Here is a 17,488-nt window from a genome sequence, read left to right on the forward strand (position 1 = left end):
GGGGGAAACAGGTATGAAATGGTTCTATAATCTAAAAACAAGCGTGAAATTAATCTCGTCCTTCCTGGCCGTCGCTGTCATTCTTTCCTTCGTGGGCCTCTATGGGCTAAGCAACCTCGGCTCAATTAATAACAGTCTGGACGACATGTATGTGAATAACCTGGTTCCCGTCTCCTCTCTGCAAAGCTCACAGAACAGCTTCTCTGTCATGCGCGTTATCGTCAGGGATCTGTACATTAAGAAGACCCCTGAGGAACGCCAGCAGCGGGTGGATGATTATAAAAAAGAGAAGCAGAACGTACTCGATAACATCGCAGCCTTCCGCAAAACCAAGCTGAGCGCGGATTCGGTTCAAGCTATCGCCCCTTTTGAGGCGGCATGGAATGACTATCTGCTCACCTACGATTCTCTTGTCAGCCTCTCCCTGACCGGTCAGGACGAGAAGCTGCTGGAGATGCTGCGTGGCAGTACGCTTAACAACCAAGGCGACACCTTGAAGAATATTCTGAACGAGCTAATTCTCACCAACACCAAGGAAGCGGATCAGGCCAGACAGAATGGAGCTGCACTCTATAGCTCTTCACGTAATATTACCCTCAGCATCATTATCGGTGCGGTCATTCTGTGTATCCTGCTAGGGTATGTCATCTCCCGGATTATTTCCAATCCGCTGGCGAAGGTTGTCAAGGTGCTCTCGAAGGTGGCTGACGGTGACCTGCGCAGCCAATCCGATATCGACACCAGAGATGAAATCGGCATCCTGGCTGCCAAGGTGAACGAGATGGTCGCTAGCCTCCGCCGGACAGTGGGCTCTATCCTCTTGCATTCCCAGAGCCTGTCGGCCGCCGCCGAGGAGATCTCCGCCAGTACGCAAGAGGTGGCAAGCGGCAGCACAACCACAGCGGATGATGCCGGAACCATCAGCGAGTTATTCAAAGAGCTCTCCAGTGCGATCCACTCTGTAGCCCAGAATACCGAGCAGGCCTCGGTGATCTCCGATGAGACGGTAACCATTGCCGAGAACGGGAACAGCATTATTCAGGAGTCGATGGAGAGCATGCAGGCTGTCAGCGGGCAGATGGCCAAGCTTGAGGAGGACTCGCAGAAGGTCGGCGAGATTATCGATGTCATCGAGGATATTGCTGATCAGACCAACCTGCTCGCACTGAATGCCGCCATTGAAGCCGCCAGAGCGGGGGAACAGGGCCGCGGCTTCGCGGTGGTGGCCGACGAGGTTCGCAAGCTGGCCGAGCGCAGCGGCGAGGCCACCAAGCAGATCACCAGCATCATCAAGGGGATGCAGGTGAATACACGCTACAGCGTGAGCGCTGTGCAGGAGAGTGCGGAGCTGTCGCAGAAGACCGGCGTTTCTTTTCATCAGATCGTGACGATGGTCAACAACGCCGGCCAGAAAATCTCCGAAATCGCCGCCGCCAGCGAAGAACAAGCCGCGCAGTCCACCAACGTCCTCGCTGCCGTGGAGAGCATCTCCGCCACCACCCAGCAGTCCGCCGCCAGCAGCGAAGAGACCGCCTCTTCCGCCCAGTCCCTGGCCAGCCTGGCTGAGGAGCTGCAGAGCACGGTGTCTTCGTTCCGGTTGTAGCTCTTGGTTTATTCAGGTGCCTGCAAGCTCCGAATGGGAGCTTGCAGGTTTTTTTGTTTATCTTGTAGAATCAGCCAGATATACAGTATCTTTAATTATTGGAGGGATGTGTAATGAACGATCCTTGGTTCACAGTTACAGCAATCGATAATTCAACCTTCGCCATCAGCGAATACGGTCATTGGGAACAGGTACATTCCTTCCTGTTACTCGGAGCAGACCGAGCTGCACTAATCGACACCGGGCTTGGCATAGGGAATATCAGCAGCATCACCAGCCAGCTAACCAGGCTGCCCATAGATGTCCTTACTACTCATGTTCACACTGATCATATAGGCAATCATGGGGAATTCGAGCGGATTCTGGTGCATGAAGAAGATCAGCACTGGTTAATCCACGGTATTCAAGGCTTGTCCCTGGAGCAGATTAGGCAGAATATCGGCCGGGATATCACACGCCAGACACCTGAGGGGTTCGATCCCTCTACCTACACACCTTTTCAAGGGGAACCGGCAGGATTGCTGCATGACGGGAATACGGTTGACCTGGGCGGCGGGCGGATGATCACGGTATATCATACGCCCGGGCATTCGCCAGGCCATCTATGCTTTTTTGACAATCAGCGGGGGTTCCTGTTCAGCGGCGATCTGCTTTATGACACCATGCCCGTCTACGCCTTCTACCCTTCCACGAATCCCGCTGATCTGACGCGTTCCCTGATACGCATTTCAGAGATTAGCGGCGTCCGCAAAGTATACGGCTCTCATTATACGCTTGGACTGGAACCTGAGATTCTTCAAGAAGCGAAGCGTGCGGCGGTATATCTGCAAGAGCAAGGACTTGATCATTTCGGAACAGGAATCCACCGGTTTAATGGCTTTAGTGTACAGTTCTGAACGCAGCCGATGGCGTGTAAGTGGATTTTGTCCATCTATTTTGACTGCACCGCCCCATTCACGGACAACAGTTGGAATAACGACACTTAATTTCTACAATTTCGTCCAATTCAATGATTTCCGGGGAATTAGGTGGACTTTTTCCAATTGCTTACCTGCAACCGTCTGTATCGCTGAAATTAAGTGTGCTTTTTCCAACTATGATTGTGGCTCCTCTTCGCTGAACCCATCAATTAACGAAATCCCCTTGGTAATACGCACTGTACTCTCTTGCAAGAAATCACGGGTCCAATCATCAGCCTGGGTTAAATCCCAACTCCGGTGCATGCCGACAACTACGATAATCTCACGCAGTTTAAGAAACAAATCCAGCTGACTCTTCCAGCCACCGGGGAGCTGCCGGCCATCCTCCGTGTAGCCCAGCTCGAAATGCCGGATAAACAGCTCGTATTGCGCCTTACGTTCAGATCTCGAATCTTCCCCAAATACATATAGTAAATAATAGAGCTGGATAGCAATATCCTCAGCGTACCAGCTGTACTGGCACTCATCAAAATCAAAAAGCGTGATCTGCCCTGACTCATCTACCATGAAATTGCCTACGTTGATATCCCCGTGAATTAAACCAAAATTATCTGAGGTGACAGGCAGACTGGCCAACTCTGCTTTTAGTTCATCAAGGGCATGTAAAATGGGCCCAAGCTCTGCCGGTAAATAATCTTTCGCCCGTACCAGGTATTCGTTACTCTCCCAGGTATGTCTTCTGAATACCGGTTTGTACCGCTTAGCCAGTTCATGAAGACGGCCTGTAATACGGCCACATTGTTCATATAGCATTGGATTCCCCAGGCATTCCGGATATCCGATTTTTGTGCCGGGTGCATAATTAAACGCTGATACGTAAAAATCCATCGTATTCCCATGAATACGCTCAAAATCCTTTCCATTCACCGATTGAACCGGAGCTGAAACTGATACCCCCTTCTCCGCAAGGTAACAAATCCATTCGATTTCGGCTGCAACTCCCTCGGAGGTACGAAGCGTGCCAGGAGTAAATCGGAGAATATATTGGGATTCATCTCGAATATAAGAATAAATAAAGTTTTGAAAGCCGCCAATAAAGGTCAGATCCTCAGGTTTAATCCCAAAGCGCCTAGCACCTTCAGCAGCATGTTCGTCCAGGAACATTCGTTTGATGTGTGGGTCCATGTTTTCTCCTTAGTGATTGAAATTAAACTGCATTGTTATTCTTAACACTTGGCGAGTGCAATCCCAAGCGCAATGTAATCGGTTTTTCGATTACATTTTGCCCGCAGGCTCGCCACCAGCCCAATGTGATCGGTTTTTCGATTACATTCCTCCCGCAGGTTCGCCGCCAGCCCAATGTAATCGGTTTTCCGATTACATTCCTCCCGCACACTCGCCACCAGCCCAATGTAATCGGTTTTCCGATTACATTCCTCCCGCACACTCGCCACCAGCCCAATGTGATCGGTTTTTCGATTACATTCGGCCCACTCCAAGCCCCTAATCCTAAAAAAGCCCACCCCTCCCCCGCAGCAGCGGCAGATGGACAGGCTTTTCCCCTATGATCCAGGGCTTCTCTTCCCTCGGCCTACGCTCCCAGGATGATCTCCCAGACAGGCTTCGTGTGGCCGCCCGGATAGAAGATATACAGCAGCACGTAGACGGCGACTCCGGTAATGGCGGTGATGAACCAGATGACGGCGGTCACTCTGCCCCATTTGCGGTGCTTGGCATACTTGGCCTTGAAGCCGAGCGTCAGCGTGGTGATGCCGAATACGGCAGCTACCGTTGCCAGCACGATGTGGAAGATCAGGAAGACATGGTAGATCGTCGTCAGCTCATCCGGGCCGCCCCAGGAGGTATTGCCTACGAACACTGTTCTTGACGAGTACACCAGGAAGAACAGAATCGCTGCCACCGCAGCCGCAATCATCGTCTTCTTGTGCGCTTCGCGTTTGCCTTGAATGATCTGTCTCCAGCCGATGGCCACCAGCACCGCGCTTATGACGATGAACGATGTGCTGATCGTAGGAAACAATGTGAAAATATCCATGAATATCCCCCTCGGTACTTACCAGCTCATTATAGTTCAGACCTCCTCCGCCAGTGCAGAGGGTGACGCGGACACCTCGGTGTCCTCTTGTCCGTTCTCTTTTTTATACCAATGATAGAACACATAAGCAAGCATCGAGGCGAAAATAAATTCCTGAATGAACTTCATCACGATGCCGCCGACCTGCTGATCTACCTTGGGGGACAGAGATCCGAAGAAGCCGGGACCGCCAAAAGCCTGCAGTAAGGCAGCCGGACTCTGCGGAACACAGTAGCCCATCGCCTTCGCCCAGGTGCCCGGGTCGCTATACGTAGCATAGAGGGGGGAGCCTGCAAAAATAATCAGCCCGCAGGCCGGTGTCAGCAGCACCATGTTCAGGAAGATGAAGCCCACCTGTCCTAGACCGCTAAGCGCCCTATATTCCGGCAAGGGGTTGATCAGATTCCACCACATCAGCGCCGAGGTCAGGAACAGAACGCCATAATACAGACGGTGAACGGTGAAATGCAGCATGACATAATCATGAATGGCGGGGATGTGGTAGAGCGAGAACAGGCCGTTGAAGAGCAGGGCCGCCACCACCGGCTTCGCGAGAAAAGCCAGTCCCTTCAGCGGATTCACCCGCAGCAGAGCGCGCCAGCACCAGTCGGGGATCCCGAGCATAATCAGCGGGACCGCCACCAGATAGGATAAGGCCATACTGACCATATGGAAGGAAAATAAGATATGCCCCAGCAGACTGACCGGTCCTCCCTGCGCCAGATAGAGGGCCAGCATTCCGCATAAGAACAGCCCCCTCCGCCAGAAGGGGACTGCAGTGCTGCCCTCAAAACGGGAGGCCAGCGGACCGATCAGCACAAAATATCCGGCAGTCAGGAGGAGCATCAGGGCCAAAAACAGCGGACTCCATAGTTCCGTAAAGCTGAAATATTGCAATCCCGGTATCATCCTCAAGACCTCCCCGGAGATAGAATTAATCCCACCATACCCAATAGAGCGCCATTACAATACAGGTGCCTGCGATAAAAAAACCGCCCAGCATGAAGATAATCGGGAGCATATGCCCTTTGTCCTTCAGATGCATCCAGAAGCCCATCTGCAGGAACACCTGCAGCACAGCCATTACCAGCAGCAGGATGATCGCAAAGGTAGCATTCACTCCTCCGGCCGCCACTGCGGCAAAAGCGATCAGCGTCAGCACCACGGAGAATACAAATACCACAATATGCCGCTGCGGTCCTTCCGGACGGTGCCGGTGCTTCACCGCAGAATCTGTAGAGGGCTGCTTCGTCGTCATGGCTTCACCCCACCTTTCCGAGCAGGTATACGACTGTGAAGATAAAGACCCACACCACATCAATGAAATGCCAATACATTGCCGACACGTAAATCTTCGGTGCGGTAACGACCGTCAAGCCTTTATGCAGCAATTGTCCGATCAGCACGGCGATCCACAGAATCCCGAACGCCACATGGGCACCATGGAACCCGACCAGCGTATAAAAGGCCGAGCTGAACGCACTCGTCGTCATCCCGAATTCCTCATGTCTGACATAAACGCTGAACTCGTAGATCTCCAGGATCAGGAATGCAAGACCAAGCAGGACGGTTACCAGCAGCCAGTTCCGGAGCTGGGCCACATTCCCCCGGTGCATGGCCTGAATGGCGAACACACTGGTCAGACTGCTGACCAGGAGGAGCAGCGTCGCTGCCGCAACCAGCGGCAGGTGGAACAGCTCAGCCGCCGAGGGTCCCTCATTCGTCTGATTGCGCAGCGCCAGGAAGGTAGCGAACAGGGTGCCGAAGAGCACCGCTTCCCCCCCGAGGAACAGCCAGAAGGCCAGCACTTTATTGCGTCCTTCCAGTGTCGCTTTCTCAGGTTCATGCGGGAGTGTACCGTCCGCTGCTTCAGCATGTGCCGTTGTCATCTCTGCTCACCTTCCTTCCAGCTCTTCGGGTTCAATATGCCAGCCGTGATCATCGAACAGCGACCGCATCAGCATCGATCCGAAGGTAATAAGCAGCCCCAGCGCCGTAACAATATAGTTATTGAACAGGAAACTCATGATGCTGCTGCTGAATTCATCACGGCTGAACATGAAGCCAAGGCCTGCAATGAAGATACCGACGGACATGAGGAACGGCAGAATCGTGGCCGACGGCATATGAATCGGGCCAACCGGCTCCGCCGGGGTCATCCCCTTATGCCCGGCCATTTTCTCTTTCCAGAAAGCATCCAGGCCCCGCACCAGCGGCGTCTGCTTGAAGTTATATTCCGGCGGCGGCGAAGGGATCGTCCATTCCAGCGTCCGCCCGTCTTCCCACGGGTCATCCGGCGCATCCGCCGGCCGTCTGGAGGTCAAGAATACATTTACAAGGAAGATAATCATGCCCACTCCCATCAGGAACGCCCCCACCGTACTGACCAGGTTGAGCGTGTCGAACTGCTGGTTCGGCAAATAGGTGAATACGCGCCGCTGCATCCCCATCAGTCCCAGGAAATGCTGCACGAAGAACGTTAAGTGGAACCCGATAATGAAGGTCCAGAAGGTCCACTTGCCCAAGGATTCGCTGAGCATCCGTCCGAACATCTTCGGCCACCAGTAGTGCAGTCCGGCGAACAGACCGAGCACCAGACCTCCAACGATTACATAGTGGAAATGCGCCACCACGAAGTACGTATCATGGAACTGGAAGTCTGCCGGCGCGGAAGCCAGCATCACCCCGGTTACCCCGCCCATCGTGAAGGTGGGAATGAACCCGGCCGCGAACAGATTCGGAGTCGTGAACCGTACCTGTCCGCCCCACATGGTGAACAGCCAGTTGAAGATCTTGATCCCGGTCGGGACGGCAATCAGCATGGTAGAGACAGAGAACAAGGCGTTCGCTACCGGACCGAGGCCGGTGGTGAACATATGATGCGCCCAGACCATGAAGCCCAGGAAGGCGATCAGAATCGTCGCGAAGACCATGGAGCTGTACCCGAACAGCCGCTTGCGCGAGAAGGTCGGAATGACCTCGGAGATGATCCCGAAGGCCGGGAGAATCAGAATGTATACTTCGGGATGGCCGAAGATCCAGAAGATATGCTGCCACAGCACGGGGTTCCCCCCTCCGGCAACATCGAAGAAGTTGGCGTCCAAAATCCGGTCGAAGGTAAGCAGGACAAGTCCTACGGTAACCGCAGGGAAGGCAAATAGGATAATAGCTGAGGTAATAAAGGTGGCCCAGGCGAACATCGGCATCCGCATGAAGGACATCCCCGGTGCGCGCATCGTGATGATGGTAGCCAGGAAGTTAATCCCGCCAATCAGGGTGCCGAGACCGGCAATCTGCAGTCCTATCGTATAAAAGTCCACCCCATGCGAGGCGCTGTAGCCCTTACCCGATAGCGGGGTATAGGCCGTCCAGCCCGCATCGGGCGCACCGCCCATGACCCAGCTGAGGTTAAGCAAGAGACCGCCGAACAGGAAGGTCCAGAAGCCCAGCGAGTTGAGAAAAGGAAAGGCAACATCGCGCGCGCCGATCTGCAGCGGAATCACCGCATTCATCAGCGCGAAAATAACCGGCATGACTCCCAGAAAGATCATGGTCGTGCCATGCATGGTAATCAGTTCGTTGAAGGTCTGGGCATCCAGGAAGGTATTCATCGGCTTGATCAGCTGAATACGGATCAGGATGGCCTCCAGACCTCCAATGCCGAAGAAGAGGCCGCCTGCCCATAGATACAGGATGGCTATTTTTTTGTGGTCGACGGTGGTAATCCAGTCCATCAGCCCGGTATGCCGCTTGGCGCTGTGGCCGGGCTGCAAGGGCTGGGAGGGCTGCAAGGATTGCGCTGCGTGAGCCAAAGAACGTACCCCCTTATCAAATATGCTGCTTCCGCTTCAGTCATTGGCCCCTAGTCCAGCGTATAACCGGCCAGAAATTCGGCAATGCCGTCGATCTCTTCATCACTTAAGCCCCTATCCTTCGGATTCGGCATCTTGTTGCCGGGCTTCACGCTCTGCGGATCATGCAGCCAAGTCTTCAGATTCTCCAGGACCGGTGCTCCGTCTTCGCGGGTGTCATCATTAAGCAAAATCCCGGCAACGGATTCACGGGAACCAATTCCGGTCAGGCTGGGAGCGACCGGTGATGCAGGCATGCTGCCAATCGCATGGCAGCTAAGGCACTGGGACTTGAACTTCTCAGCCAGTACCGGGTCTTCCGGCATCACCGACTCCGGTGCCTTCATCGAAGCGATCCACTTCTCGAAGGCATCACCGCTGACAGCCTTCACCTTGAACTCCATGAACCCGTGGGAGGGTCCGCACAGCTCTGCACATTTCCCCCGGTAAACGCCTTCATTCGGGGCACTGAAGCTGAAGCGGTTCACCGTGCCGTCGGGATTGGTGTCCATTTTCCCGGCCAGCGAGGGTACCCAGAAGGAATGCAGCACATCCTTCGTGCTCAGCTCGAAGGCAATATGCTTGCCTGTAGGAATAATCAGATCCTGCGCAGTCGTTATTCCGTAATCCTTATATTCGAATTCCCACCAGTACTGGTGGCCGGTCACCTTGACCTTGATGGCGTCCTTGTCATCCGAATGATCATTGCCGGCAGCGAACACCACCTTCACCGTGGGAATCGCCAGCACAATGACGAGAATAAGCGGGATGACCGTCCATAGCACCTCCAGCTTGAAGCTGCCCTCCACCTGCTCCGGGATCTCATCCTGATCTTTCTTCCGGCGGAAGCGAATCCATACATAAGCCGCAATCGAGAAGACGATCAGCAGCACCACAATCATGATCGTGATTGACAGCTTCATCAGTCCGTAAGAGCTTTCCGCTACGGGTCCCTGCGGTCTGAGTACCGACAAGTCCTCCCGCCCGCATCCGGCCAGAAGGAGTCCAAGTGCTGCGGTCATGGGAAGAAGCCGCTTACCAGCCTGCCACGTTTTCATCATTGATCTACCCCGCTTTTCCCGAATTCGTAGAATAGAGTATTTTCCTGTCAATTATAACAATCACTATTAATATAAGTTCGGTCTACGGTTTTGTCAATCGTTCACAACAAATTCACAAAATCATTTTGAAGTCGCGGAAAGCTTGTCAACACTGATTTTATAAGCGCTTTCATTTTTGCCGAAAAACTGTTAAACTACTTTTGAAGCGTATTCATATGTATTTGTGTCTAAACATTCATTTGACATACGAAGATAATCTGAAATGGGCATACAAAAAAAACCGATTCCAGAAGCAGTAGGCTGCCCGGGCACGGTTTATGAGAATCCTCATGGATGTTATCGCTTGAATGTAGCTTACATATATAGTTGTAGGTATCACACAGCACGAAACAGAATCTGCCCGCTTCTTCAGGAGACGGAAGAATTCATTCTAACCAGTTCATGCTCCACAACCATGGTCAGCTCTTCTTCATAGCCTCCCGTGATCCGATACTTCCGGACGTACTCTTTCACAAATTTCTTGGGATCTTTGGGCCGGAAAATACGTGTCATTTCCCGTAGACTTTCCTTGACTTCGTTATGACCTTTACTTGCCATGATCAGTTCCCTCCCAAAACATTGAAAATGAATGCTCCGTTGTAGAGAATGCATGATGAAAAGTTCGCCGTAACCTTGAAATGCAAGTTAAGAACCATTACACATACGCGGCTTGCATTACCCGTTCAGACTACCATTCCAGTAACTTGGAATTCCGCCTTGCCGGTGAAGCAGGTTCGTCGTGATTTGGGCTGAGAGTAAGGATGTCCCACTGCAAAGACACCTTGACACTTTAATTACCCGAAGAGCCACTTGCTGAATCACTCCTTTCGGGCCTTATCGTTATATTGTATCATATTCCAGATGAACTTCCACCTTTCCATGTAAAAATGCAAATGGAAATTTTTTATAGTATATGCTTGCCCTCCCGTTTCGGAACCTGGCAATAGTATGCCCCCTACCCCCAGAAATTATTGGACAGCAGCCCCGCACAGCTCATACTTTTCCTGGACACCTCATAGGCTTGTAGGGAAGGAGAGTGAGCCCTTTGTCGCCTTTCAGATCTTCCACCGGACTGCCCGATAACCTTGCCGCCGCCTTGTGTTATTTCTTCCCGTTCATCGGGGCCATTATTTTCCTCGCGCTGGAGAAGCGCAGCCGCTTCGTCCTGTTCCACTCGCTTCAATCCCTGATTGCCTTCGGAGCCCTTATGATCGCCCATGTACTCAGCGGTTTCATTCCGCTTCTCGGGGATCTGGCGGGCGCCCTGATCTCCCTCTGCAGCTTCGCCGTCTGGCTCCTGATGATCTACCATGCCCTGGGCAGCAGATGGTTCAAGCTCCCCTGGGTGGGGGAAATCGCCGAGAGCCAGCTGCGGCAGCTGTAGCTCCGTAATGCACAAGTGAAAACGGTACCGTCCTTTTAAAGGACGGCACCGTTCGGCGAGAAATAGAAGGATAAGTTATCGTGTGAAACCTATAATTTCTTGTATTTCAAAATAGTTTCCCTTTTGCCTGCCCGCTCCTTACAATGGGATAAGACATTCAGGAATCTACAGGCTGGGGGAAGCATCATGTATTTGTTTATCATCAATTCCCGCTCCGGCGGCGGAGCGGGCCTGCGGACTTGGCACACCGTACAAGCCTTGCTTGCGGCGCGGGCTGTTCCGTATGAAGCGCTGTTCACCCAGAGCGCTGACAGCGCAGAGAGCCAGATGCTTCACGCACTGGCCCGCCGCGACGACTGGCGCGCCGCCATTGTTGTCGGCGGCGACGGCACGATCTACAGTGTGCTGGGCGCACTGCGGCGCAGGGGTGTCCCGCTGGGCGTCATCCCGGCGGGTTCGGGCAATGACACCGCGCGCGGCTTCAGCATCCCGCTCGCGCCCGGGGCAGCGCTGGATTACGCGCTGCAAGAGCGCTGCCTCGAAGCCGATCTGCTTCACGCGGCAGGTGGTCTAACCCTGACCGCGGTGGCCAGCGGCTTCGACGCGCAGGTAGCCGTCAATGTGAACGGCAGCCGCTACAAGCGGCTGTGTAACGCCATTGGCGCCGGGCGCCTAGCCTATATCATCGGCGTGCTGCATACGCTGATGACCTTCAAGCCCTGCCGCGTCAGCGTGACCTGCGACGGCAAGGAGCAGGCCTTCGATCAGGCGTGGCTGGTCTCGGTCTGCAACCTGCCGAGCTACGGCGGCGGGCTGCTGATCTGCCCGCAGGCGGAATCAGGCGACGGCCTGCTTGACGTCTGCGTCGTGCACGGGGTCAGCCGCGGGCAATTGCTGCGGCTGTTCCCGACGGTGGTGAAGGGCAGGCATACGAAGCTGCCCTATGTCACGATGCTGCGCGGACGCAGCGTAGCCGTGCACTTCGCGCAGCCGCGCCACGCCATCGGCGACGGCGAAGCGCTGGGCACGGCGCCGCTGGCCGTGGCTTGCGAGCCGGGCGCGCTGCGCGTGCTCTCGCCGCTGGCAGCAGCCGGGGCGCTGGGCGAAGCCGGGCCCGGGTCCTGTCACGCCAGCATCTAAGACGGGTGTGGCGGGGCTGGGCATATATGCGGCTCCGCGTAACGGACTGAGGCGCTCTTATTCCCGATGAAAGTCATAAATCAGACAAGTAACGACGGACCTTATTCTCTGAAATACTGCTTTACATATCGTTTTGAGCTACCTTAAGGTCTCCTCGGTCCGTCAAGACACCAAAAGTGGTGTTTTCCAAGGGATAGAGTCTCTCAGGTCCGTTAGAAGCAGATGGCTATGCCTAATGAAGAAGTTGGAATGATATTTCTCCCAACACAAAGAGCAGGCCCCGGGTATTCCCCTGGTCCTGCTCTTTGTTATCTGGAACCCCGCTGCTCCGGTTACAGCCCTGTTGGCTTCTGGGGTAGCAGGTTGCCGACAATCGACTTCAGCTCACCCTCCGGCTTGCTGTTTTTCTTCCCGTTGTCAAAGCTGGTAATGCGGATCTCGGAATAACTTTCTCCCGGAGCCACGGGCTTGAAAATCCATTTCTCCCGATTATCCAGCCGGACGTTGAACTTCATGTCCTTGAACATCTCCACCAGCTCCCGTTCTCCCGGGGTCTTGCCCTCTTCCAGGAACAGCAGTCCGCGCAGCGGCTTGACGCCATCTGCATGCTGCACTTCAAAATGTACAATACACTCCATGCTTGTCACCTCCCTTGCTTAGTGAACTTGGGCACTTACTACCCAAGCCCTATTCCTCCGGCTCTTCCCCGGATTCCTCCTGATCATGCAGCACATATTTGCTGTAAATCCGGCTGTAGCGCTCCCCGTAGCGGCGCTGCAGTTCAGGGCCCATATCTTCCTCAAGCTCGAACAGTACCAATTCCTGTGTAAAAGATTTGAGCAACAGCTCCACCAGCACCGGATGCTCGGTAATCACGGCCTGGGCGCTCCCGTCCTCATAACGCATACCGAGCATGCACCAGCTCCGGTCCACGACGAAGGAGAACTTACGGCCTCCGCTGCGCTGCGGCTTGCCCGGCAGGGGCGGCCATACCGGATAAGGTGCCGGTACAGCATCGCCGCCGTCAAAAGCCCACAAGAGCTTCACTCCGCGCTTCTCCGCCTGCTCAAGCTCACTGCGCAGCAGCGAGGCTTCCTCCCGCCACACATCCACCACAATCTCCTGAGCGGCAAGATTCAGCTGGCGGACCAGCTCTCCAATGACATTCCGGTCACCCTCCACGTTGTAGAAAGAGGGGCTGACAGGACCCCCGCGCGGCATTTCACTCTCCATATAGGCAAGCGAGGCCTGCACCCGGCCGGATATCATCGTGGCCAGCTCTTCCGGGTCCAGCACACTGTAGCGTGCCGGCTCCCCTTCTCCGCAGCGCACGTAGCCTTGCTGAGTCAGGCGCTGAAGCGCCGCGTATACGTTCGATCTTGATACTCCTAGCTGCTTTGCCACTTCATAGCCCGAAGCCTGGCCCTTGGTGGCCAGCTCAACCATAATTTTGGATTCCATCTCTGTGAAACCCAAATTGCGCAGATGCAGCAGCAACTGTTCCATCTATGTTGTCCCCCTAAGCTGTCAGTACTACACTGTCTATATTTGTTCCGAGCCGCAGCGCGGGCACCACATGGAGCCCTTCGGCAAGTCGGCGCGGCAGATCTGACAATTCACGACCTCCCGTGTATCCGCATCTCCGGCTACGCGTTCTTCGGCTGGCTCACTTGCTTTCCAGTCCCTGATCCGGCGGTCCAGCTCCAGTTGCCGCTCCCGTTCCCGTTCCAGTTCATCTGCCTCCCGGCGGCTCCGGTCAGAACCTGCAGCTATCCGGTCCGCCTCCCCCAGCTCTGCCTCTTCCTCCAGTTCGGGCAGTACCTCTGCATACTGCACACGCGCTTCGGGTCTTCTCGCCAGCTCCCGTTCCGCTTCGGTCAGCTCTTCCTCGCCGTAGTACTGGTCTTCCTCGTCTTCATGCTCCAGCACCGTATGTACGGTAACCGCAGACGGCGCTGCGGCAGCAGCAGCCGCCGAAGACGGTTCTTTACGCAGTGAAATTCCCTTATCTTCCGGCTTGCGTGGTTCCAGCTTACGTCCGCAATGCGGACAGAAATTGGCATCCAGCCCTACGATCTGACCGCAGGCACACAAGCGTTCATTTCTCAGTTCGGCAATTCTAGAGCGTACGTCCTCGATCTGCTCCTGCAGCTTGTTACAGCCCCGCGCAAGCTCGATCATCTGGCCTTCAGCCACCGACATATCCCTTGAACGATATCCCTCGTAGAACAGCTTCCCCATTTTGAGAAATTCAACTTGCATCTCATGCTCAATATCTGAAATCTGCCCATTCAGCTTGCTCACTTCCACCGAGCTTTGCGCTTTTTCACTCACCCGGCTGGCACCGTCTTTAATGCGTTGCAGTAAATTCATTGTAGTTCCTCCTTCTCCAGAGTGAGAATAGGCTGATTCGCAGCCGCGTATATCCTTCCATTCCGATTGCCGCTCCATGCAGCAGCGGAAACGTGATTCTATCATACCAAAAGTCCACGGCAGATTCATTATTTGTCGTCATGTGGTAAATACCAAGTAGAGCGGCTAGCGTTCTTATTGGAATGAGTATGCTGCGGAAGAAGCAATCATACATCTTGCCTTCTGCTGCCCCTTCGTTCCTGCGTACCCGTACATTATCAAAATGATGGAGGGATAAATGGTGCCTAACGATAACCTTAACCGATATTTCGTCTCTGTGAATCACGGTCTGATTCAGGAAGAGAGGGGCGAATCCAGTGACTACGAGGTTCTGCTGTCCAGTGACGGGCTGACCGTGCTTCAGGAGCTCCTGGCCGATCTGGCCAGCGGGGATGAATACACCTTCCGGCGTGCTCTGGTTCCCTACAAGTCAGCCGATCATGATGATGCCGCAGAGCAGTTCGATGACGCCACCATCCGCCTGTTCCAGTATCTGCACGACCACGGCACGGACGAGACCCGCCTTCAGATCGAAGGATTGAACATCCTGCAGAAGCTGGAGAATACGGGCTACCAGGATGAAGGTTACGGCACAGGCTCTCCCACCAACAAATAAGAATGAACGAAGCTGTGGCATAAGAACGGCTTAATGCCTATACTGTGCTAATACGCGCCGGAGGGAAGAATGTTTCTCTTCGGCCAGGGTTACGGTTTTATTTTGCTTCCGGGGCTGTACATCGGTTAAAATAGAATCAGAACCGCAGCTAGCGCTGCAAACGATTGCCGCAGTCATCCATTCATGGTCTACAGTCACAAATAACGAAAACCGGGAGAGTTTCAGTGGAAGAATATGATAGTACACAAGTAACATTGAACAAGTTGCAGGTCCACGTGAAGGATATGCAAAAGTGGCAGATTAACGAGGATTTTGCCAAGCAGGTTGAGAATTTCAAGGCTTTGCCGGCGCTGTACCGCCATGCTCTGAATGAGCTTGAGAATAAAATCGATATCATCCGGACCGAGTGGCAGGTGCGGGACGGCTTCAGCCCGATCGAGCATGTGAAGTGCCGGATCAAAGAACCGAAGAGCATTGTGCAAAAGATGCAGCGCAAGGGCTATGAGCTGAACCTGGATAATATGGAACAGCACATCCATGATATTGCGGGGATGCGGATTGTCTGCGCCTTCGTGAAGGATATCTACCGGCTGGTGGATCACCTGTGCGCCCGCGAGGATATCCGTGTGCTTGAGATTAAGGATTACATCGCCCATCCGAAGCCGAACGGCTACCAGAGCCTGCACCTTATTGTGGCTATACCACTGGTGCTGCTGGATGGTACCCGCTGGGTGAAGGCAGAGATGCAGCTCCGTACCCTGGCGATGGATTTCTGGGCCAGCATGGAGCATATTCTCTACTATAAATTCGACAAACAGCTGCCTTCCCACGTGGCCGAGGAGCTGAAGGAAGCCGCCCGCGCCGCTGATGAGCTGGACCAGAAGATGCTCCGCCTGCGCCGGGAGATTCTGGAGCTGTCCGAAGGCAGCGGCGGCAACGAGTCTTAATTGTGCAGCACAGAAAACACATAAATTTAGGGCAAAATGGCCGCAGCCAGGCCTTTATCCGCCTACAGGAGGGGCACTTTTGTGCTCCTCCTTTGTTTTACTGGCTGCTTTTTGGCGGTCAGGGCCGGAATCAGGTGCACTTCTGCTCCTCATTTCCGCCTGCTAAATATCAGCTAAATGTCCGCACGGCGACTTCCCGCCGATTCAGAGGGATTTTGGACTCCTGTCAAGAAAGTAGACAAAACCTACAACGTTTTTCGCTTAAATGTGGCTGCAAACTGAACCGGAGAAACGTACCCCAGTGCCCCATGGATTCGTTTACGGTTGTAGAAAAATTCAATGTACTGGAAAATGGCATCATACGCCTGTTGCTTCGTTTTAAATCGATTCCAGTACACCAACTCTTTTTTTAAGAGGCTGTGAAAAGATTCGATACAGGCGTTATCATAACAGTTTCCTTTGCGGCTCATGCTTGCGGTCATCTGGTACGTCTTTAGGCGTTCCCGGTAGTCTGCAGAGGCGTACTGGGAGCCTCGATCCGAATGGTGAATCAAGCCCTTTCCGGGGCGTTTGGCCTGGTAGGCAGCGTCCAGAGCGCCCTGTACGAGGTCAGTGGTCATCCGGTCGCTAAGCCGCCAGCCGACAATCTCCCGGGTACACAGGTCCAGCACGCTCGCCAAGTACATTCGTCCTTCCCGGCAGGGAATGTAGGTGATATCCGCTACCCACGTCTGGTTCGGCTTTTCCGTGTGAAATTGCTGGTTTAACAAGTTGGGGGCAATGGGTAGCGGATGGTTGGAGTCGGTGGTGCATACGCGAAATCTCTTTGCGACACAAGAGCGCAGCCCCAGTTCTTTCATGTACTTGCCTACCGTGCGTTCACTGACCTGGTGCCCTTCACGCACTAGGAGAACCTTGATTTTGGGGCTGCCATAGCGACCCTTAGAGTCGTGAAAATGATAGGCAATCCGCTTTAGCAACAAGGCTTTACGAGTGGCTTGAGGGCTGGGCTTCGCTGTTCTCCATTTGTAATACCCGCTCCGGGACACCTGAAAGACACTGCACATCTTCTCCACGCGGAACTCGGAGCGATGATCTTCAATAAACCGAAATCTCAGTTCTTTGGATTGCTGAAGATGTGCACGGCTTTTTTTAGGATAGCCATCTCCTCTGTCAGGTCTGCGAGTTCTTGCTCCCGCTCCTTCAGTTGACGTTCCAGCTCTCTGTATTTGTCTGGAGTAATGATGGGCTCATTCTCAAACTGCCGGTACTGACCTAGCCATTTATGCAACGTTTTGGCGGGGACATCCAGCTCCAGGGCCAATTCCGCCACCGTTTTCGTCTGCTCCTGGATGTACTTTACGGCCTGTCTTTTGTATTCTTCATTGTAGCTTCTCCGTGTTCCACTCATGCGGACACC

At 54.0% G+C, this 17,488-nt stretch carries 20 protein-coding genes; 6 read left to right on the plus strand and 14 right to left on the minus strand.

Translation table 11 applies throughout. From position 1 onward, the window contains the following. Positions 1 to 13: 13 nt before the first annotated feature. Together NSU18_RS16925 and NSU18_RS16930 are read left to right on the plus strand one after the other, a co-directional pair. Positions 14 to 1,603 carry a methyl-accepting chemotaxis protein gene (locus NSU18_RS16925; protein WP_341149612.1) on the plus strand — a complete coding sequence of 530 codons (1,590 nt, stop codon included), beginning with the start codon at positions 14 to 16 and terminating at the stop codon, positions 1,601 to 1,603. Between the two features lie 113 nt (positions 1,604 to 1,716). After that, positions 1,717 to 2,499, plus strand: a complete 783-nt coding sequence (locus NSU18_RS16930; RefSeq protein WP_341014848.1) for an MBL fold metallo-hydrolase — start codon at positions 1,717 to 1,719, stop codon at positions 2,497 to 2,499. Between the two features lie 198 nt (positions 2,500 to 2,697). On the opposite strand, the gene NSU18_RS16935 is transcribed toward NSU18_RS16930, so the two are convergent. The 9 genes from NSU18_RS16935 to NSU18_RS16975 all read right to left on the minus strand — a co-directional run bounded on the left by NSU18_RS16935 (position 2,698) and on the right by NSU18_RS16975 (position 10,127). Beyond that, positions 2,698 to 3,708 carry a phosphotransferase enzyme family protein gene (locus NSU18_RS16935; RefSeq protein WP_341014849.1) on the minus strand — a complete coding sequence of 337 codons (1,011 nt, stop codon included), beginning with the start codon at positions 3,706 to 3,708 and terminating at the stop codon, positions 2,698 to 2,700. Between the two features lie 41 nt (positions 3,709 to 3,749). Next, positions 3,750 to 4,022, minus strand: a complete 273-nt coding sequence (locus NSU18_RS16940) for a hypothetical protein (protein WP_341014851.1) — start codon at positions 4,020 to 4,022, stop codon at positions 3,750 to 3,752. A 92-nt stretch (positions 4,023 to 4,114) separates the two neighbouring features. Then, the gene (locus NSU18_RS16945) at positions 4,115 to 4,579 is read right to left on the minus strand and encodes a DUF420 domain-containing protein (protein WP_036695274.1); all 465 of its coding nucleotides are present in this window, start codon (positions 4,577 to 4,579) and stop codon (positions 4,115 to 4,117) included. Between the two features lie 36 nt (positions 4,580 to 4,615). Next, a complete protein-coding gene (ctaG, locus tag NSU18_RS16950) occupies positions 4,616 to 5,527 on the minus strand; it encodes a cytochrome c oxidase assembly factor CtaG (protein WP_445321807.1) in 912 nt (303 codons plus the stop codon). Positions 5,528 to 5,552: 25 nt separating this feature from the next. Further along, on the minus strand, positions 5,553 to 5,876 hold the full coding sequence (locus NSU18_RS16955; RefSeq protein WP_341014852.1) for a cytochrome C oxidase subunit IV family protein: 324 nt from the start codon (positions 5,874 to 5,876) through the stop codon (positions 5,553 to 5,555). Between the two features lie 4 nt (positions 5,877 to 5,880). Continuing rightward, positions 5,881 to 6,507, minus strand: coding sequence for a cytochrome c oxidase subunit 3 (locus tag NSU18_RS16960; protein ID WP_341014855.1), 627 nt, complete (start codon positions 6,505 to 6,507; stop codon positions 5,881 to 5,883). A 6-nt stretch (positions 6,508 to 6,513) separates the two neighbouring features. Beyond that, positions 6,514 to 8,352 (minus strand): cytochrome c oxidase subunit I, encoded by a 1,839-nt coding sequence (ctaD, locus tag NSU18_RS16965; RefSeq protein WP_341151060.1) that lies wholly within the window; start codon positions 8,350 to 8,352, stop codon positions 6,514 to 6,516. Positions 8,353 to 8,480: 128 nt separating this feature from the next. Further along, the gene (gene coxB, locus NSU18_RS16970; RefSeq protein WP_341149613.1) at positions 8,481 to 9,530 is read right to left on the minus strand and encodes a cytochrome c oxidase subunit II; all 1,050 of its coding nucleotides are present in this window, start codon (positions 9,528 to 9,530) and stop codon (positions 8,481 to 8,483) included. A 408-nt stretch (positions 9,531 to 9,938) separates the two neighbouring features. Next, positions 9,939 to 10,127, minus strand: coding sequence for a hypothetical protein (locus tag NSU18_RS16975; RefSeq protein WP_019913840.1), 189 nt, complete (start codon positions 10,125 to 10,127; stop codon positions 9,939 to 9,941). Positions 10,128 to 10,614: 487 nt separating this feature from the next. Between NSU18_RS16975 and NSU18_RS16980 the strand changes: the two genes are divergently transcribed. Continuing rightward, complete coding sequence (locus tag NSU18_RS16980) at positions 10,615 to 10,953, plus strand: DUF4870 domain-containing protein (protein ID WP_341149614.1); 339 nt, start codon at positions 10,615 to 10,617, stop codon at positions 10,951 to 10,953. A 186-nt stretch (positions 10,954 to 11,139) separates the two neighbouring features. Further along, complete coding sequence (locus NSU18_RS16985; protein WP_341149615.1) at positions 11,140 to 12,093, plus strand: diacylglycerol/lipid kinase family protein; 954 nt, start codon at positions 11,140 to 11,142, stop codon at positions 12,091 to 12,093. A 332-nt stretch (positions 12,094 to 12,425) separates the two neighbouring features. Here NSU18_RS16985 and NSU18_RS16990 read toward each other — a convergent pair whose 3' ends face one another. From NSU18_RS16990 to NSU18_RS17000, 3 genes are read right to left on the minus strand one after another with little or no spacing between them, the layout of a single operon-like run. After that, positions 12,426 to 12,731: a hypothetical protein gene (locus tag NSU18_RS16990; RefSeq protein WP_341014862.1), complete on the minus strand. Its 306-nt coding sequence runs from the start codon at positions 12,729 to 12,731 to the stop codon at positions 12,426 to 12,428. A gap of 49 nt (positions 12,732 to 12,780) precedes the next feature. Next, positions 12,781 to 13,599, minus strand: a complete 819-nt coding sequence (locus NSU18_RS16995; protein WP_341014863.1) for a TrmB family transcriptional regulator — start codon at positions 13,597 to 13,599, stop codon at positions 12,781 to 12,783. Between the two features lie 36 nt (positions 13,600 to 13,635). Continuing rightward, positions 13,636 to 14,466, minus strand: a complete 831-nt coding sequence (locus tag NSU18_RS17000; protein WP_341149616.1) for a zinc ribbon domain-containing protein — start codon at positions 14,464 to 14,466, stop codon at positions 13,636 to 13,638. A gap of 280 nt (positions 14,467 to 14,746) precedes the next feature. Between NSU18_RS17000 and NSU18_RS17005 the strand changes: the two genes are divergently transcribed. Together NSU18_RS17005 and NSU18_RS17010 are read left to right on the plus strand one after the other, a co-directional pair. Next, positions 14,747 to 15,121: a hypothetical protein gene (locus NSU18_RS17005; protein WP_341149617.1), complete on the plus strand. Its 375-nt coding sequence runs from the start codon at positions 14,747 to 14,749 to the stop codon at positions 15,119 to 15,121. Between the two features lie 284 nt (positions 15,122 to 15,405). Further along, positions 15,406 to 16,068, plus strand: coding sequence for a GTP pyrophosphokinase (locus NSU18_RS17010; RefSeq protein ID WP_051477780.1), 663 nt, complete (start codon positions 15,406 to 15,408; stop codon positions 16,066 to 16,068). A 245-nt stretch (positions 16,069 to 16,313) separates the two neighbouring features. On the opposite strand, the gene NSU18_RS17015 is transcribed toward NSU18_RS17010, so the two are convergent. Then, entirely contained in the window at positions 16,314 to 17,297 is a 984-nt protein-coding gene (locus NSU18_RS17015; protein ID WP_341151061.1) for an IS3 family transposase, read from the minus strand. Next, positions 17,183 to 17,479 (minus strand): transposase, encoded by a 297-nt coding sequence (locus tag NSU18_RS17020; RefSeq protein WP_341016938.1) that lies wholly within the window; start codon positions 17,477 to 17,479, stop codon positions 17,183 to 17,185. The genes NSU18_RS17015 and NSU18_RS17020 overlap by 115 nt, the downstream gene beginning before the upstream one ends. Between the last annotated feature and the right edge of the window lie 9 nt (positions 17,480 to 17,488).

Origin of the sequence: Paenibacillus sp. FSL H8-0048, assembly GCF_038002825.1 — a bacterium.
In the GTDB taxonomy this organism is placed as follows: domain Bacteria; phylum Bacillota; class Bacilli; order Paenibacillales; family Paenibacillaceae; genus Paenibacillus_AQ.

Coding starts and splice junctions, on each gene's coding strand:
- NSU18_RS16925 (WP_341149612.1), top strand. CDS start 14: ATGAAATGGTTCTATAATCTAAAAACAAGCGTGAAATTAATCTCGTCC.
- NSU18_RS16930 (WP_341014848.1), top strand. CDS start 1,717: ATGAACGATCCTTGGTTCACAGTTACAGCAATCGATAATTCAACCTTC.
- NSU18_RS16935 (WP_341014849.1), bottom strand. CDS start 3,708: ATGGACCCACACATCAAACGAATGTTCCTGGACGAACATGCTGCTGAA.
- NSU18_RS16945 (WP_036695274.1), bottom strand. CDS start 4,579: ATGGATATTTTCACATTGTTTCCTACGATCAGCACATCGTTCATCGTC.
- ctaG (WP_445321807.1), bottom strand. CDS start 5,527: ATGATACCGGGATTGCAATATTTCAGCTTTACGGAACTATGGAGTCCG.
- NSU18_RS16955 (WP_341014852.1), bottom strand. CDS start 5,876: ATGACGACGAAGCAGCCCTCTACAGATTCTGCGGTGAAGCACCGGCAC.
- NSU18_RS16960 (WP_341014855.1), bottom strand. CDS start 6,507: ATGACAACGGCACATGCTGAAGCAGCGGACGGTACACTCCCGCATGAA.
- ctaD (WP_341151060.1), bottom strand. CDS start 8,352: ATGGACTGGATTACCACCGTCGACCACAAAAAAATAGCCATCCTGTAT.
- coxB (WP_341149613.1), bottom strand. CDS start 9,530: ATGATGAAAACGTGGCAGGCTGGTAAGCGGCTTCTTCCCATGACCGCA.
- NSU18_RS16975 (WP_019913840.1), bottom strand. CDS start 10,127: ATGGCAAGTAAAGGTCATAACGAAGTCAAGGAAAGTCTACGGGAAATG.
- NSU18_RS16985 (WP_341149615.1), top strand. CDS start 11,140: ATGTATTTGTTTATCATCAATTCCCGCTCCGGCGGCGGAGCGGGCCTG.
- NSU18_RS16990 (WP_341014862.1), bottom strand. CDS start 12,731: ATGGAGTGTATTGTACATTTTGAAGTGCAGCATGCAGATGGCGTCAAG.
- NSU18_RS16995 (WP_341014863.1), bottom strand. CDS start 13,599: ATGGAACAGTTGCTGCTGCATCTGCGCAATTTGGGTTTCACAGAGATG.
- NSU18_RS17000 (WP_341149616.1), bottom strand. CDS start 14,466: ATGAATTTACTGCAACGCATTAAAGACGGTGCCAGCCGGGTGAGTGAA.
- NSU18_RS17010 (WP_051477780.1), top strand. CDS start 15,406: ATGCAAAAGTGGCAGATTAACGAGGATTTTGCCAAGCAGGTTGAGAAT.
- NSU18_RS17020 (WP_341016938.1), bottom strand. CDS start 17,479: ATGAGTGGAACACGGAGAAGCTACAATGAAGAATACAAAAGACAGGCC.